A 13142-nucleotide genomic window follows, 5' to 3' on the forward strand; every position below is an offset into this window, starting at 1 on the left:
ACGTATCTATCGGGTCACCCAGGGCCCGAAGGTGCGGCGTTCCGGCGCCCAGTCCGCGGCGCCCGTGGTCTCGTCCGCGAACCGCACCGCGACCCGGACCCGTCCCGGTTCCCCCAGGCAGCTTCGCGGGACCCGGATCGCGACCGGCGCGTCGCTGAAGATGTCGGCGCGGGCGCGCACCCCCGGGCACTCGACGAAACGCGTGGGGTGACGACCGAAGGGGCGGACGACGCCGAGCCGGTCCTCGAAGTCCGAGTTCGCGCGGAATGCCACGTGGTAGGTGCGCCCGGCGCCACGCCCGGTCTGGATCCAGAACGTGTAGAGCTGACCGGCCGCCAGCGGGACGGCCGAGCGGACCCGCACCGTGACCGCGTCACGGTGGACGACACGCACCCGCGAGACGTCCACCTCCGTCGAGTCCCCGATCGGGTCGTCGTACCTCGTGGTGTCCGCGGCCGCGGTCCCACCCATCGCCATGAACCCGACGGCGCACGCAGCCGCTGCTCGCGCGGCCCACCTCGTCGCCACCATCTTTCCCCCTTGCTCGCACGTCATACGACTCCTAGACGCTCCCGGGGAGCAGGAGGTTGCACCTCCGGAGGTTCGCGTTTCCCGTCGGGGCTGCCGGCCCGTTTGTTGACAGCTCGTTTAGGACGTAATACCTCTCAGTGTCAGCCAAACGGATACTTCTGAATATGGACGATGGCGACTAGGTTCGAACCATGTCCGACATCGTGATCTGTGAGCCCGTGCGCACCCCGGTGGGTCGCTTCGGGGGCGCCTTCGCCTCCCTCTCCGCCGTCGACCTCGCCTCGACCACCCTCGCCGAGCTGGTCCGTCGTACGGGGCTGCAGGAGGGCGACGTCGACGACGTCGTCCTGGGCAACTGCTACCCCAGCGGCGAGAACCCGGCCATCGGCCGGATCGCCGCCCTCGACGCGGGCCTCGGCACCGGCGTCCCCGGACTCCAGGTCGACAGGCGCTGCGGCTCCGGCCTGCAGGCCGTGCTGTACGCCGCCGGCCAGGTCGCCACCGGCGCCGCCCGGGTCGTGGTCGCCGGCGGCGCCGAGTCGATGTCCAACGTCGAGCACTACGCGCTCGGCCTGCGCACCGGCATCCGCAGCGGCGGCGTCGAGCTCATGGACCGTTTGGTCCGGGCGCGCGAGACCGCCGGCGGCCGTGACCGCCCCGTCCCCGGCGGGATGCTGGAGACGGCCGAGAACCTGCGCCGCGAGTACGACATCTCCCGCGAGGAGCAGGACGAGCTCTCGGTCCGCTCCCAGCAGCGCGCCGGCGCCGCCCACGAGGCCGGCAGGTTCGCCGGCGAGCTCGTGCCCGTGACCGTCCCCGGCCGGCGCGGCAAGCCGGACGTCGTCGTCGACCGCGACGAGCACCCGCGGCCCGACACCACGCTCGAGGACCTGGCCGCTCTCAGGCCGGTGCGCCAGAAGCTCGACGCGGAGTCGACGGTCACCGCCGGCAACGCCAGCGGCCAGAACGACGGCGCCGCCATGTGCGTCGTGACCACCCGGGACGAGGCGGAGCGCCGCGGCCTGCGCCCGCTGCTCGCCCTCAGGTCGTGGGCCGTGGCCGGCGTCGGCCCCGAGGTGATGGGCATCGGACCGGTCCCGTCCACCGCCGCCGCCCTCGAGCGCGCGGGCCTGACCCTCGACGAGATGGACGTGATCGAGCTCAACGAGGCGTTCGCGGCCCAGGTGCTGGCCTGCCTGCGCGAGTGGAAGGTCGACCCGACCGACGAGCGGCTCAACCCCAACGGCTCCGGCATCTCGCTCGGCCACCCGGTCGGCGCCACCGGCGCCCGCATCCTGGCCACGATGGCCCACGAGATGCAGCGCCGCGAGGCGCGCTACGGTCTCGAGACGATGTGCATCGGCGGCGGCCAGGGCCTCGCCGCGGTCTTCGAGCGGGTGGCGTGACCATGAGCGCCGTCGCGGTCCACCACGTCGTCACCGGACCCGAGGACGCCCCGGTCGTCGTGCTGTCCAACTCGCTCGGCTCCACGACGTCCATGTGGGACGCCCAGGCCGACGCGCTGGCCGAGCACTTCCGCGTCGTCCGCTACGACACCCGCGGCCACGGCCGGTCCCCGGTGCCGTCCGGTCCCTACGACATCGACGACCTCGCCGACGACGTGGTCGCCCTGCTCGACGGTCTCGGCGTCGAGAAGGCCCACTTCGTCGGGCTCTCGCTCGGCGGCATGACCGGCATGCGCCTCGCGGCCCGCGACCCCCAGCGGGTCGACCGGCTCGTCGTCCTGTGCACCGGGGCCAGGCTCGACCCCGCCAGCGCCTGGCACGACCGCGCCGCGACCGTGCGGGAGGACGGCAGCTCGGCGGTGGCCGAGGCGGTCGTCGCCCGGTGGTTCACCCCGGCGCACCTCGAGGCCAACCCCGATGTCAGGGCCGAGTGCGAGTCCGTCGTGGCCCGCACGCCGGCCGAGGGGTACGCGTCCTGCTGCGAGGTGATCGCTGCCATGGACCTGCGCGAGGACCTCCCGGCCATCTCGGCGCCCACGCTCGCGATCGCGGGCGCGGACGACCCGGCCACTCCCCCGCCGCACCTCGAGGCCATCGCCGACGCCGTCCAGGACGGCCGGCTCCTCGTCGTACCCGACTCGGCCCACCTCGCCAACGCCGAGCAGCCCCGGACCATCACCCCCGCGATCCTCGCCCACCTGACGGGAGCAATGACATGAGTCTCGACAAGCTCGTCCCCAGCCCGGAGGACGCCGTGGCCGACATCGCGTCCGGCTCGAGCCTGGCCGTCGGCGGCTTCGGCCTCGTCGGCATCCCGTGGACGCTGATCGGCGCGCTGCTCGAGCAGGGCGCCGACGACCTCACGGTCGTGTCGAACAACTGCGGCGTCGACGGCGCCGGGCTCGGCCTGCTGCTCGAGGCACGACGGATCACCCGCGTGATCGCGTCGTACGTCGGTGAGAACAAGGAGTTCGGCCGGCAGTACCTCGCCGGCGAGCTGACCGTGGAGCTCACCCCGCAGGGCACGCTCGCCGAGCGACTGCGTGCGGGCGGCGCCGGCATCGGGGCCTTCTTCACCCCCACGGGCGTCGGCACGATGGTCTCCGAGGGCGGCCTGCCCTGGCGCTACCACCCCGACGGCACCGTCGCGCTGGCCTCGGAGCCCAAGGAGGTGCGGACCTTCCACGGCGTCGACATGGTCCTCGAGGAGTCGATCGTCACCGACGTGGCGCTCGTCCGCGCCGCCCGGGTCGACCGCGCCGGCAACTGCGTCTTCCACGCCTCGGCCCGCAACTTCAACATCCCCGCCGCGATGGCCGGGCGCCTCACGATCGTGGAGGCCGAGGAGGTCGTCGAGGTCGGCGAGATCGCGCCGGACGACGTGCACCTGCCCGGCGTCTTCGTCCAGCGCGTCGTCGAGCTGACGCCCGCGCAGGCGAGCGAGAAGGACATCGAGAAGCTCACCACCCGACCCCGAGAGGACGCCCAGGCATGAGCTGGACGCGAGACGAGATGGCCGCCCGCGCGGCGCGCGAGCTGCACGAGGGCGAGTACGTCAACCTCGGCATCGGCCTGCCCACCTTGATCCCCGGCCACCTGCCGGAGGGGTCGACGGTAACGCTGCACGCCGAGAACGGCCTCCTCGGCGTCGGCCCCTTCCCCTACCCCGACGAGGTCGACCCCGACCTCATCAACGCGGGCAAGCAGACCGTGACCGTGCTGCCCGGGGCGTCCTACTTCGACTCGTCGCTGAGCTTCGCGATGATCCGCGGCGGCCACATCGACACCGCCGTCCTGGGCGGGATGCAGGTCTCGATGACCGGCGACCTCGCCAACTGGATGGTCCCCGGGTCGATGGTCAAGGGCATGGGCGGCGCCATGGACCTCGTCAGCGGCGCCCGTCGCGTCATCGTGCTGATGGAGCACGTGTCCCGCAGCGGCAGCCACAAGCTCGTGGCCGCCTGCGACCTCCCCCTCACCGGCCGTCGCGTCGTGTCCCGCGTGATCACCGACCTCGGCGTCCTCGACGTCGCGGAGGACGCCTTCGAGCTCGTCGAGCTCGCCCCCGGGGTGACGGTCGAGGAGATCACCGAGAGGACCGGGGCCCCGGTCCGGGTACCTGCGTCCGTGGGCTGAGTGTGGCTTCGGTGCCACTGGGTGACACCGAAGCCACACCCAACGGGCGCGCGCCCTCACGGTCTGGTGCCCCACCCACTTCTCACCCGGAGCGAGTGAGGCGCTCGACTGCCGCCGTCGGCGAGCGTGGGACGTGACCGACGAGAGGGAGACGACCATGGGCCTGCGCGACCGGCGCGAGAAGCGTCAGGAAGAGCGTGACACCTTCGGACGCGGAGGCACTGCCAACCGCTACCTGATGCGCCAGAAGCTCGTGTCGATCGGCGACGACTACTGGGTCGAGGACGACGCCGGCGACCGCGTGTTCCGCGTCGACGGGAAGGCGTTGCGGTTGCGCGACACGCTCGACCTCGAGGACGCCTCGGGTGCCAAGCTCTGCCGGATCCAGACACGCGTCCTGCACGTCCGGGACTCGATGGCGATCGAGGACGCCGCGGGTGAACGGCTCGCGCTCGTGCACAAGGCGCTGGTCTCGCCGCTGCGCGAGCGCTGGAAGGTCGACCGCGACCAGGGCGACGACTGGACGGTCCAGGGCAACATCGTCGACCACGAGTACGAGGTCGAGGCCGACGGGCGCAAGATCGCCGAGGTGTCCAAGAAGTGGTTCCGCGCCCGGGACACCTACGGCGTCGAGGTCGCGCCCGGCGAGCCGGCGGCCCTCGTCCTGGCCGTGGCCATCGCGGTCGACGCGATGGCCCACCCCTCGAAGTGAGCGGCCCTCAGGCGCCGGGATCGGCGAGGACGTCGCGCCAGGAGTGCCGCGGCGCCCAGCCGAGCAGGTCACGAGCCTTGTCGATCGCGTAGAACGTCTCGTCGCGCCCCATCTCGCGGCGTACCTCCAACCCGTCGTAGAAGCGCTCCCGGACCTCCTCGGTCGTCGCGGCGACGGACATGTCGGCGTTGGCGACGTTGAACACCTCGTAGCCCAGCCCGTCGACCTCGAGGCAGCGCTCGACCATCCGCGACAGGTCACGGGTGTCGATGTAGGCGAAGATGTTGCGGTGGCGCAGCGACGGGTCCTCGAGGAAGGCCGGGAACAGCTCGGCGTACTCGTGCGGCTCGATGACGTTGTTGATCCGCAGGCCGTAGACGTCGGCGCCGGTGCGCGCCTGGAACGACCGCGCGGTCACCTCGCCCGCGACCTTCGACATCGCGTAGGAGTCCTCCGGCACGGTCGGGTGCTCCTCGTCGACGGGCACGTAGTCCGGCCGACGCTCCCCCTGCGCGAAGCAGACGCCGTACGTCGTCTCCGACGATGCGAAGACGACCTTGCGGACCCCGAGACGCGTGGCGGCCTCCAGGACGTTGTAGGTGCTCAGCACGTTGGTGGCGTAGGTCTTCGCGTCCGAGGTCAGCAGGATCCGCGGGACCGCGGCGAAGTGCACGACCGCGTCGTACGCCGGCGCCTCGTCCAGGTCGAGCTCGTCGAACGTCGCGAGCCCCGCCAGTGCCGAGTACACCTCGCCCGCGTCGGTGAGGTCGACCTGGAGGTCGGCCACGCCTGGGTGCTCGAGCGGCACGAGGTCGGCGTTGGTGACGTGGTGGCCCTGGTCGGCGAGGTGGGCGACGACGTGCTTGCCGGCCTTGCCACTGCCTCCGGTGAAGAAGATGCGCATGGCACCCCCAACCCGCGGACCCTCCGGAACCTTCCCGGCCTGTGAGTGCACCTCAACCCGCAGGCCCGGTCCCGTACGCGATCCGGCCGGCGTGCCGGACCATCTCCGCGAGCACATCGAGGTCGAGGGCGTCGGACGAGGCGAACGAGAGGCTCGCGGAGCCGCCCCTGACCCGGCCCAGGCGTTCGGCGTAGGCCTGGGACAGGTAGCGACCGTCGTCCACGGCGTTGACGTAGAGGCTCAGGTGTCGCTGCTGGCGCGCGAGGCCGATGAGGAACCACGAGACGCTCGCGCCCCTGGGCCGCGGTTGCTCGATGGTGCGGTAGCCGATGATCGACTGCTCCGTTCCGCCCCAGAACCGGCCCCGCCACAGGAGGCGGTCCGCCCCGGGGAGGGCACCTGCGACGACGGCGTCGATCGCGGCCAAGAGCCGCCCGCGTCGTCGTGCTCCGCGATGAAGCCGTCCACCGAGTCCGTCGTCGCCCGCACCGATGACTCTCCCACCGGGTCACGGTATCGCCAGCACGTGCGGACAGGCCCGTCGGAGAGGAGGCCGTTCCGATCGGGCCTACGATCGGGACGTGGCTGTGGACGTCGAGGTCGAGACCGTGATCGCCCGCCCCGTCGCCGACGTGGCGGCGTACGCGGGCGACCCGACCAACGCACCGGAGTGGTACGCCAACATCCGCTCGGTGCGGTGGCGTACCGATCCCCCGGTGCGGGTCGGGTCGGAGATGGACTTCGTGGCGCAGTTCCTGGGCCGGCGCCTCGCCTACACCTACCGCGTGGTCGAGCTCGTCGAGGGCGAGCGGCTGGTGATGGAGACCGCCGACGGCCCGTTCCCGATGCGCACGACCTACACCTGGGAGCCTGCCGGCGACGGCGCCCGGATGACGTTGCGCAACACCGGGACTCCCACCGGCTTCGGCAAGGTGAGCGCCCCGGTGATGGCCGCCGCCATGCGTCGCGCGACCACCAAGGACCTGGCGCGGCTCAAGACCCTGCTGGAGCCCGAACCGCACTGACGGGCACCCGGTCGGCGTACCGCGCCGCGAGCGGACCCAGGACGCCGAGCAGCACGACGTACGCCGAGGCCAGCAGGCCCACCTCGGTGTGACCGGCGGCTGCCGCCAGCCCGGCGATGACGATGGAGAACTCCCCACGCGCCACGAGCGCGCCGCCGGCGCGGAGCCGACCGCGGCGGCCGACGCCCGCGCGGGCCGCGGCGTACCCGCCCGACACGAGCTTGGTCGCCGAGGAGACGACGGCGAGGGCCAGGGCCGGGAGGAGGTACGGCGTGAGGCTGGAGGGAGAGATCCCGAAGCCGAACGACAGGAAGAACATCGCGGCGAAGAGGTCCCGCAGCGGCCGCAGCACCGACCGGGCGCGCTCGGCCGTCGGGCCGGGGATGGCCAGTCCGACGAGGAAGGCGCCGACCGCGGCCGACGCGTCGACGAGGTGGGTCAGCCCGGCGACGACGAGCATCAGGCCGAGCACCCGCAGCAGCACCTGCTCGTCCTCCTGGTGGCCGAGCACCCGACCCAGGTGGGGCCCGAGCGCCCGCGTGGACACCATGACGAGGACCACCAGGCCCAGGGCCGTCGCGACCGCCGCCACGGCGGTCAGGACGCCCCCGCCGGCGAGGACCACGACCAGCAGCGGCAGGTACACCGCCATCGCGATGTCCTCGAGGACGAGGACGGACAGCACGACCGGGGTCTCGCGGTTGCCCATCCTGTTGAGGTCGCCCAGCAGCCGGGCGACGATGCCCGAGGACGAGATCCAGGTGACTCCTGCGAGGGCCAGGCACGCCTGCCACTCGTAGCCGAGCATGAACCCCGCCACGAAGCCGACAGGCGCGTTGAGCAGCAGGTCGATCAGTCCGGAGTCGGCGTGCCGCCGCAGCGTCGCGGTGAACTCGGCCGCTGAGAACTCCAGTCCCAGCATGAGGAGCAGGAGCAGGACGCCGATCTCGCCGGCCGCCCGCACGAACTCCGACGTGGCGGCGACGTCGTAGACCCCGCCCTCACCGAGCATCAGCCCCGCGAGCAAGAAGAAGGGGATGGGCGAGAGATCCACGCGGCGCGCCAGCGCGACCAGCAGGGCCAGCGCCAGGAGGAGGACTCCCAGCTCGACCAGGAACAGACCCACCCGTCAGCACCTAGCCATGCAGGACACCGCGCGCCTGCTCGATGCCCGGCTCCGTGCCGATCACCACCAGCGAGTCCCCGCCCGACAGACCCTCCGCAGGCGCAGGAGCGGGCACGACGACATCTCCCTTCACCACGGCGACGACCGAGACGCCCGTCAGGGTCCGCAGCCGCGTGTCCCCCAGCGTCCGTCCGTCGAACCGGGAGCCGGGAGCGATGTCGATGGTCGCCGACGCCAGTCCGGGCACCTCCCGGCTGAGGTCGGCGAACCGCTCGACGATGCGCGGGGCGCCCAGGATGTCGGCCAGCGCCTCGGCCTGCTGCCGGTCCATGGTGAAGAGCGTCTCCGCCGCGTCGGGGTCCGAGCCGCGGAAGGCGATCAGGTCGAACTCGCCGTCGCGCCTGGCCACCACCCCGACGTCGTGGCCCGACGCGACCGTGAACTCGTAGCGGACACCCACACCCGGGAGCAGGACCTCGGTGACTTCCATGGGTGCAGTCTGACCGATGCATGTGACCACTCGCCGGACGACGACTCACTCGGCGGCCACGGACGGCCTCTCGGCCCGTTCCTTGATGCCGAGCAGCATCCGCCGTTCCATGATCGCGTGCGGCAGCTCGATCAGCAGCAGGTACACCGCGCCGCCGGCGTCGCGGTCCGCGTGGGCCCGGGCGAGCAGCCGACAGGTGTGCGTGTCGACCGGCTCGACGACGTAGGAGCCCCAGCCCTCGATGACCAGCGCGTGCGGCGGGTCGACCGTCGCCAACCTCGTGGCGAGCCCGGGGAACAGGAAGAGCGGGTCTCCGGCCTCCCGGTGCTGCCACTCCTGCCGGACACCCTCGGCGCTGTGCAGGCGGCAGCCCGCGAGGTTCTCCAGCCAGTCGTAGGAGTAGAACCCGCCGCGGTCCTGGCCGATCTGCACGAGCCACCGCCAGACCTCGTCCGCAGACGCGTGCACGGTCACCGCGCGCGTGCTGGTGACCAGGGACCGGGCATCGGCGTCACCCGGGAGCCGACGTGCGCGCTCGTGCGGCGTCGACCCCCATCGGCGCAACCAGGGGCGGATCAGCCCGTGGTCCACGATCGGGGCGACGACGCCGGCGAGCGTCAGCCAGCGTCCGACTGCCCGGAGGCGCCCGTCCGACACACGCTGGGGCCAGCGTCCCAGCGCCGACAGCGGCCCGAGCACCTCCAGCGCGTCGAGCAGCACGGGGCCGACCACGACCACCCCGGCACCGCGGACCACCGACATCGCCGATGGAGCGCTCCGCGGGTCGGGTGACGAGGGGTCCTTCCGGTGGGCCGCGTCCCGGGTCATGTGGGCCGGTCCTTCCTGGCCGGACGCCTAGTGCCGCCGCTCCAGCCTCTCCATCTCGTGGTGGATCTGGTCCTCGGTCACCAGGTCGCCGCGGCCGTAGACGTCCCATGCGTTGGCGACCAGGCCGATGCCCCAGCCACCCATGATGAACGCCGGCCAGAAGTAGCCGGAACCAGTCATGGCCCAGACGACCACCAGGAACGTGTTGACGAGGACGTAGATCATCACGTGGCCCCGGAACTCGCTCTTCTTCTTCAGCCGCTTCACGGCGAGGGCGCGCAGCTCCTCCTCGTGCGGCGTCATGGCGCTCATCTCCTCCTCCTTCCCGGCCGAGGTCCTTCCCGGTCGAGGCTCGCAGGGATCTCCCATCCTCAAGAGTCGTCCTGTCGACCGCCGCTGGGCAGTGCCACTCGTCCTCACCATGCCGTCCCGAAGTCCCGAGGGTCCGGACCGTGGCACGGCGTACGCCGGTCGCCCGTCAGGCAGACGCGCGCAGCAGGTCCCGCAGCCGCCGGAACTCGGTGCGGACGTGCCGTTCCATGGCCTGCTCGAAGGAGCGGGAGAAGTAGAGCCGCCACAGCGGGTCCAGGACGGCGCCGCGCCCAGACCACCCCGCGGTGACCGTGTGCCGCAGCTCGACGTGACCGGCCCCGTCGCGCACCTCGAGCGTCAACCGGACCGGCACCCGCCGGCCGCGAGGGCGGGCCTGCCACACGACCCTCTCCCCCGGGACCGACTCGACCACCTCGACCACCGAGCGCACCCGGCGCGAGCCGATGAACTCGTCCATGAACAGGACGTCGCCCACGTGGTCGTCGCGGTGCCCACTCTGCACGGGGTGCAGCTCGAGGTGGATGCCCGGCCACCAGGCCTGGTAGCGGTCGTCGCGGGCGTCGAGCAGGAAGTCCGTGACCTCCCGACCGGTCAGGCCCTCCACCGCCACCTTCGACTGCACGGTCAGCACGATCGGCCCCTCCCCTCGTCGGTCCGGCCGCTTTGCGCCAGTCCACCGGAGACGGAGCGGGCGGCACAGGGCCCTTCGTCCCTTCCGGCCCACCCGGTCGGCCAGCCGGTGCAGCATCGCGGTCGTCCGACCCGGGCGACATCCGGCTCCAGGGCGGGGGCAAGACGGTCTTCCTGCACAATCGGCGACACTGTCCCCATGGCGGACCTCTTGTGGCCGGTCGTCCTGGCCGACCCGCAACCCGAGGAGAACCAGTGATCCCCAGCATCACCGCCGTCCGCCTGACCGGAGCCCGGCACCGCGCCGACCTGCCCCTCCTCGTGCTGGGGCCCTCGCTCGGCACGTCCGCCAACACGCTCTGGGGCCACTGCGCGGCCCACCTCACCGACGCCTTCGACCTGCTCGCGTGGGACCTCCCCGGCCACGGCCACAACCGCGCCGTCCCGGACGAGCCCTTCACCATGGCCGAGCTGGCCGAGGGCGTGCTCCGCGTCGTCGACGACGTGCTCGCCGAGCGCGGCGAGGCGGGCGGGCCGTTCCTCTACGCCGGCGACTCCGTCGGTGGCGCGGTCGGGCTCCAGCTGCTCCTCGACCGTCCCGACCGCGTCTCGGCCGCCGTGCTGCTCTGCACCGGCGCCAAGATCGGCGACGAGGCGATGTGGACCGGCCGGATCGCCCAGGTCGGCATGTCCGGCACCCCGGTGATGGTGGCCGGTTCCGCCGAGCGGTGGTTCGGCCCCGGCTTCCTCGAGCGCAGCCCCGACGTCGGGTCCGCGCTCCTGCACGCGCTCTCCGAGGCCGACGACGACGGCTACGCCCAGGTGTGTGCCGCCCTCGCGTCGTTCGACGTGCGCGACCGCCTCGCCGAGATCGGCGTACCGGTCCTCGCCGTCGCGGGCGCGGACGACGTCGCCACCCCGCCCGACCTGCTGCGCGCCATCGCGGACGGCGTGCGGAACGGGTCGTTCGCCGAGCTCCTCGGGGTCGCCCACCTCGCCCCCGCCGAGGCACCGGCCGAGGTCGCCGCCCTGCTGCGGCAGCACCTGCTCGGCGAGGAGCCCGGCCAGTCCCGCGACGACCTCACCGTCCGCCGGGTCCGCGACGCCGGCATGGTCGTACGACGCGAGGTGCTGGGCGACGCGCACGTCGACCGCGCCACGGCCGCAGCCACCGACCTGACGCGCGAGTTCCAGCAGTTCATCACCGAGTACGCATGGGGCGGCATCTGGACCCGCCCCGGCCTCGACCGGCGCAGCCGCTCCCTGATCACCCTCACCGCACTGATCGCCCGCGGCCACCACGAGGAGCTCGCCATGCACGTGCGGGCGGCCCGGACCAACGGCGTGACGGTGGAGGAGATCAAGGAGCTGATCATGCAGACCGCGATCTACTGCGGCGTCCCGGACGCCGACACCGCCTTCCGCATCGCCCAGCAGGTGCTGGCCGACGAGCCCTGAGCGCGCGGTCGCGTCGGGTTGGTTCGTTGACCGACCGGCCGGTAAAGTAAGTACCCGTGAAGCCCGCCCACCGTCCGTCCCAGCGCGTCGCCGCTCTCGACGCCGCGCTCGACCTGCTCCGCGACGGCGGCCACCTCTCCCTCGAGACGGCCGCGCGTGCCGCTGGGATGAGCAAGCCCGGGCTGATGTACCACTTCCCCACCAAGCAGGCCCTGGTCGCCGCCCTCGTCGACCACCTCATCGACGACTACGAGCGCACCTTCGTCGCCCTGCTGCCGACCGGAGCGGAGCCGGCGACCCCGCGCGAGCGCATCGCGGCGTACCTGGAGTGGTCGATCACCCACGAGCACGACGCGGCAGACCTCGTGACGCTCGTCGACCCCAAGCTGCGGGTGGTCATGGGCGCCCGGTGGGCCGAGCGCTTCCGTCCGTGGCTGGAGGTCCCCGCCGACCTCCCCGAGGACGAGCGCGCCCGCCTCACCGCCGTGCGCCTCATGGCCGACGGCTGCTGGCTGGCCGACGCCACCTGCATCCTGCCCGTCCCCGACGCGGACCGCCCCGCGCTGCTCGCCACCGCGCGCCGGCTCCTCGAGGGCGGTGCCGCATGACGAGGTGGCTCCTGCTCCTCGGCGCGATCCTGTGCGAGGTGACCGGGTCGCTGTCCCTGAAGGGCGCGTTGGAGCACCCGGCGCTCTACGTAGTGGTGGTGCTGGGCTTCGCCTCCGCCTTCGCCTTCCTCGCCGCCGTCCTGCGCCGCGGGATTCCGGTCGGGGTGGCGTACGGCGTGTGGGCGGCTCTCGGGGTCGCCCTGACCTCCGTGCTCTCCTCCGTCCTGTACGACGAGCCCTTCACGGCGCTGATGGCCGCCGGGATCGCCCTCATCATGGGCGGCGTCCTGCTCGTCGAGGTCGGCTCCCAGCACGCCCCCGCACACCGGCAGGGGATGAGCTGATGCCGTGGCTCCTGCTCGCGACGGCGATCCTGCTCGAGGTCACCGGCACCCTCGCGCTGCGCGTGGCGACGACGGGTCGCAGGGCCTGGTACGTCGTGGTCGCCCTCGGCTACACCGGCGCCTTCGCCGCGCTCGCCGCCACCCTCGCCGCGGGGCTTCCCCTCGGTGTCGCCTACGGCATCTGGGCCGCCGTCGGGGTCGCCCTGACCGCGGTCGCCTCACGCGTGCTCTTCGACGAGCCCCTGACCGCGGTCATGGGCGCCGGGATCGCGCTCATCGCGGCCGGGGTGCTCCTCGTCGAGCTCGGCGCGGAGCACTGAGCCGCACCGATTCGGGCTGACTCACCGGCGCGCCTCCTCCCGGCGCTTGTTCTCCCGGTCCACCGCGACGGCGATGTCGTGCACCAGGCGGGAGTGCCACGCCTCGTGCGCGGCCAGGTCGTCGGTCAGCGCTCGGCAGTCGGGGCAGGACTGCTGCTCCATGTGTCTCACCTCCCCACGGGGCTCCCCTTCACGGTGGCACGATCGGGACGTCGCGACCACCCCCTTTGG

General features: G+C 72.6%; 19 protein-coding genes. 10 read left to right on the top strand and 9 right to left on the bottom strand.

Annotated features, from left to right (window positions below):
- Positions 1 to 6: 6 nt before the first annotated feature.
- Entirely contained in the window at positions 7 to 531 is a 525-nt protein-coding gene (locus tag DAI17_RS09965; protein WP_159081462.1) for a hypothetical protein, read from the bottom strand.
- A 191-nt stretch (positions 532 to 722) separates the two neighbouring features.
- Between DAI17_RS09965 and DAI17_RS09970 the strand changes: the two genes are divergently transcribed.
- The 5 genes from DAI17_RS09970 to DAI17_RS09990 all read left to right on the top strand — a co-directional run bounded on the left by DAI17_RS09970 (position 723) and on the right by DAI17_RS09990 (position 4845).
- The gene (locus DAI17_RS09970) at positions 723 to 1937 is read left to right on the top strand and encodes an acetyl-CoA C-acetyltransferase (RefSeq protein WP_107772771.1); all 1215 of its coding nucleotides are present in this window, start codon (positions 723 to 725) and stop codon (positions 1935 to 1937) included.
- 2 nt (positions 1938 to 1939) lie between these two features.
- Positions 1940 to 2716 (top strand): 3-oxoadipate enol-lactonase, encoded by a 777-nt coding sequence (gene pcaD, locus DAI17_RS09975; protein WP_107772772.1) that lies wholly within the window; start codon positions 1940 to 1942, stop codon positions 2714 to 2716.
- Positions 2713 to 3492 (top strand): CoA transferase subunit A, encoded by a 780-nt coding sequence (locus tag DAI17_RS09980; RefSeq protein WP_107772773.1) that lies wholly within the window; start codon positions 2713 to 2715, stop codon positions 3490 to 3492. Before pcaD ends, DAI17_RS09980 begins: the two co-directional genes overlap by 4 nt.
- Positions 3489 to 4133, top strand: a complete 645-nt coding sequence (locus tag DAI17_RS09985) for a CoA transferase subunit B (RefSeq protein WP_107772774.1) — start codon at positions 3489 to 3491, stop codon at positions 4131 to 4133. The genes DAI17_RS09980 and DAI17_RS09985 overlap by 4 nt, the downstream gene beginning before the upstream one ends.
- Positions 4134 to 4266: 133 nt before the next feature.
- Complete coding sequence (locus DAI17_RS09990; protein WP_234412429.1) at positions 4267 to 4845, top strand: LURP-one-related/scramblase family protein; 579 nt, start codon at positions 4267 to 4269, stop codon at positions 4843 to 4845.
- 7 nt (positions 4846 to 4852) lie between these two features.
- Here the strand turns inward: DAI17_RS09990 and DAI17_RS09995 are convergent, their stop codons facing one another.
- Together DAI17_RS09995 and DAI17_RS10000 are read right to left on the bottom strand one after the other, a co-directional pair.
- Positions 4853 to 5749, bottom strand: a complete 897-nt coding sequence (locus DAI17_RS09995) for an NAD-dependent epimerase/dehydratase family protein (RefSeq protein ID WP_107772775.1) — start codon at positions 5747 to 5749, stop codon at positions 4853 to 4855.
- 52 nt (positions 5750 to 5801) lie between these two features.
- Positions 5802 to 6176 carry a DUF1801 domain-containing protein gene (locus DAI17_RS10000; protein WP_107772776.1) on the bottom strand — a complete coding sequence of 125 codons (375 nt, stop codon included), beginning with the start codon at positions 6174 to 6176 and terminating at the stop codon, positions 5802 to 5804.
- Positions 6177 to 6330: 154 nt separating this feature from the next.
- Here DAI17_RS10000 and DAI17_RS10005 point away from each other — a divergent pair, with 154 nt between their 5' ends.
- Entirely contained in the window at positions 6331 to 6774 is a 444-nt protein-coding gene (locus DAI17_RS10005) for an SRPBCC family protein (RefSeq protein WP_107772777.1), read from the top strand.
- On the opposite strand, the gene DAI17_RS10010 is transcribed toward DAI17_RS10005, so the two are convergent.
- From DAI17_RS10010 to DAI17_RS10030, 5 genes are all read right to left on the bottom strand, one after another.
- Complete coding sequence (locus tag DAI17_RS10010; RefSeq protein ID WP_107772778.1) at positions 6743 to 7900, bottom strand: cation:proton antiporter; 1158 nt, start codon at positions 7898 to 7900, stop codon at positions 6743 to 6745. The two genes, DAI17_RS10005 and DAI17_RS10010, sit on opposite strands and share 32 nt — an antisense overlap.
- Positions 7901 to 7910: 10 nt before the next feature.
- A complete protein-coding gene (locus DAI17_RS10015; RefSeq protein WP_107772779.1) occupies positions 7911 to 8390 on the bottom strand; it encodes a cation:proton antiporter regulatory subunit in 480 nt (159 codons plus the stop codon).
- Positions 8391 to 8435: 45 nt separating this feature from the next.
- Positions 8436 to 9218 carry a hypothetical protein gene (locus tag DAI17_RS10020; RefSeq protein ID WP_107772780.1) on the bottom strand — a complete coding sequence of 261 codons (783 nt, stop codon included), beginning with the start codon at positions 9216 to 9218 and terminating at the stop codon, positions 8436 to 8438.
- 27 nt (positions 9219 to 9245) lie between these two features.
- Positions 9246 to 9530: a 2TM domain-containing protein gene (locus DAI17_RS10025; protein WP_199905047.1), complete on the bottom strand. Its 285-nt coding sequence runs from the start codon at positions 9528 to 9530 to the stop codon at positions 9246 to 9248.
- Positions 9531 to 9696: 166 nt separating this feature from the next.
- Positions 9697 to 10182: a hypothetical protein gene (locus tag DAI17_RS10030; protein WP_107772782.1), complete on the bottom strand. Its 486-nt coding sequence runs from the start codon at positions 10180 to 10182 to the stop codon at positions 9697 to 9699.
- 254 nt (positions 10183 to 10436) lie between these two features.
- Between DAI17_RS10030 and pcaDC the strand changes: the two genes are divergently transcribed.
- From pcaDC to DAI17_RS10050, 4 genes are read left to right on the top strand one after another with little or no spacing between them, the layout of a single operon-like run.
- Positions 10437 to 11639 (top strand): bifunctional 3-oxoadipate enol-lactonase/4-carboxymuconolactone decarboxylase PcaDC, encoded by a 1203-nt coding sequence (gene pcaDC / locus DAI17_RS21825; RefSeq protein ID WP_107772783.1) that lies wholly within the window; start codon positions 10437 to 10439, stop codon positions 11637 to 11639.
- Positions 11640 to 11695: 56 nt separating this feature from the next.
- A complete protein-coding gene (locus tag DAI17_RS10040) occupies positions 11696 to 12247 on the top strand; it encodes a TetR/AcrR family transcriptional regulator (RefSeq protein WP_107772784.1) in 552 nt (183 codons plus the stop codon).
- On the top strand, positions 12244 to 12591 hold the full coding sequence (locus DAI17_RS10045; protein ID WP_107772785.1) for a DMT family transporter: 348 nt from the start codon (positions 12244 to 12246) through the stop codon (positions 12589 to 12591). The genes DAI17_RS10040 and DAI17_RS10045 overlap by 4 nt, the downstream gene beginning before the upstream one ends.
- Positions 12591 to 12911 carry a DMT family transporter gene (locus tag DAI17_RS10050; RefSeq protein WP_107772786.1) on the top strand — a complete coding sequence of 107 codons (321 nt, stop codon included), beginning with the start codon at positions 12591 to 12593 and terminating at the stop codon, positions 12909 to 12911. The genes DAI17_RS10045 and DAI17_RS10050 overlap by 1 nt, the downstream gene beginning before the upstream one ends.
- A gap of 21 nt (positions 12912 to 12932) precedes the next feature.
- Here DAI17_RS10050 and DAI17_RS21250 read toward each other — a convergent pair whose 3' ends face one another.
- On the bottom strand, positions 12933 to 13073 hold the full coding sequence (locus DAI17_RS21250; RefSeq protein WP_199905048.1) for a hypothetical protein: 141 nt from the start codon (positions 13071 to 13073) through the stop codon (positions 12933 to 12935).
- Positions 13074 to 13142: the final 69 nt, after the last annotated feature.

Source organism: Nocardioides sediminis (assembly GCF_003047295.1).
GTDB lineage: Bacteria > Actinomycetota > Actinomycetes > Propionibacteriales > Nocardioidaceae > Nocardioides > Nocardioides sediminis.

Excerpts from the sequence above, each read along its gene's own strand:
- DAI17_RS09965 (WP_159081462.1), bottom strand. The coding sequence starts at position 531 with ATGGTGGCGACGAGGTGGGCCGCGCGAGCAGCGGCTGCGTGCGCCGTC.
- DAI17_RS09970 (WP_107772771.1), top strand. The coding sequence starts at position 723 with ATGTCCGACATCGTGATCTGTGAGCCCGTGCGCACCCCGGTGGGTCGC.
- pcaD (WP_107772772.1), top strand. The coding sequence starts at position 1,940 with ATGAGCGCCGTCGCGGTCCACCACGTCGTCACCGGACCCGAGGACGCC.
- DAI17_RS09980 (WP_107772773.1), top strand. The coding sequence starts at position 2,713 with ATGAGTCTCGACAAGCTCGTCCCCAGCCCGGAGGACGCCGTGGCCGAC.
- DAI17_RS09985 (WP_107772774.1), top strand. The coding sequence starts at position 3,489 with ATGAGCTGGACGCGAGACGAGATGGCCGCCCGCGCGGCGCGCGAGCTG.
- DAI17_RS09995 (WP_107772775.1), bottom strand. The coding sequence starts at position 5,749 with ATGCGCATCTTCTTCACCGGAGGCAGTGGCAAGGCCGGCAAGCACGTC.
- DAI17_RS10015 (WP_107772779.1), bottom strand. The coding sequence starts at position 8,390 with ATGGAAGTCACCGAGGTCCTGCTCCCGGGTGTGGGTGTCCGCTACGAG.
- DAI17_RS10020 (WP_107772780.1), bottom strand. The coding sequence starts at position 9,218 with ATGACCCGGGACGCGGCCCACCGGAAGGACCCCTCGTCACCCGACCCG.
- DAI17_RS10025 (WP_199905047.1), bottom strand. The coding sequence starts at position 9,530 with ATGAGCGCCATGACGCCGCACGAGGAGGAGCTGCGCGCCCTCGCCGTG.
- DAI17_RS10045 (WP_107772785.1), top strand. The coding sequence starts at position 12,244 with ATGACGAGGTGGCTCCTGCTCCTCGGCGCGATCCTGTGCGAGGTGACC.
- DAI17_RS10050 (WP_107772786.1), top strand. The coding sequence starts at position 12,591 with ATGCCGTGGCTCCTGCTCGCGACGGCGATCCTGCTCGAGGTCACCGGC.
- DAI17_RS21250 (WP_199905048.1), bottom strand. The coding sequence starts at position 13,073 with ATGGAGCAGCAGTCCTGCCCCGACTGCCGAGCGCTGACCGACGACCTG.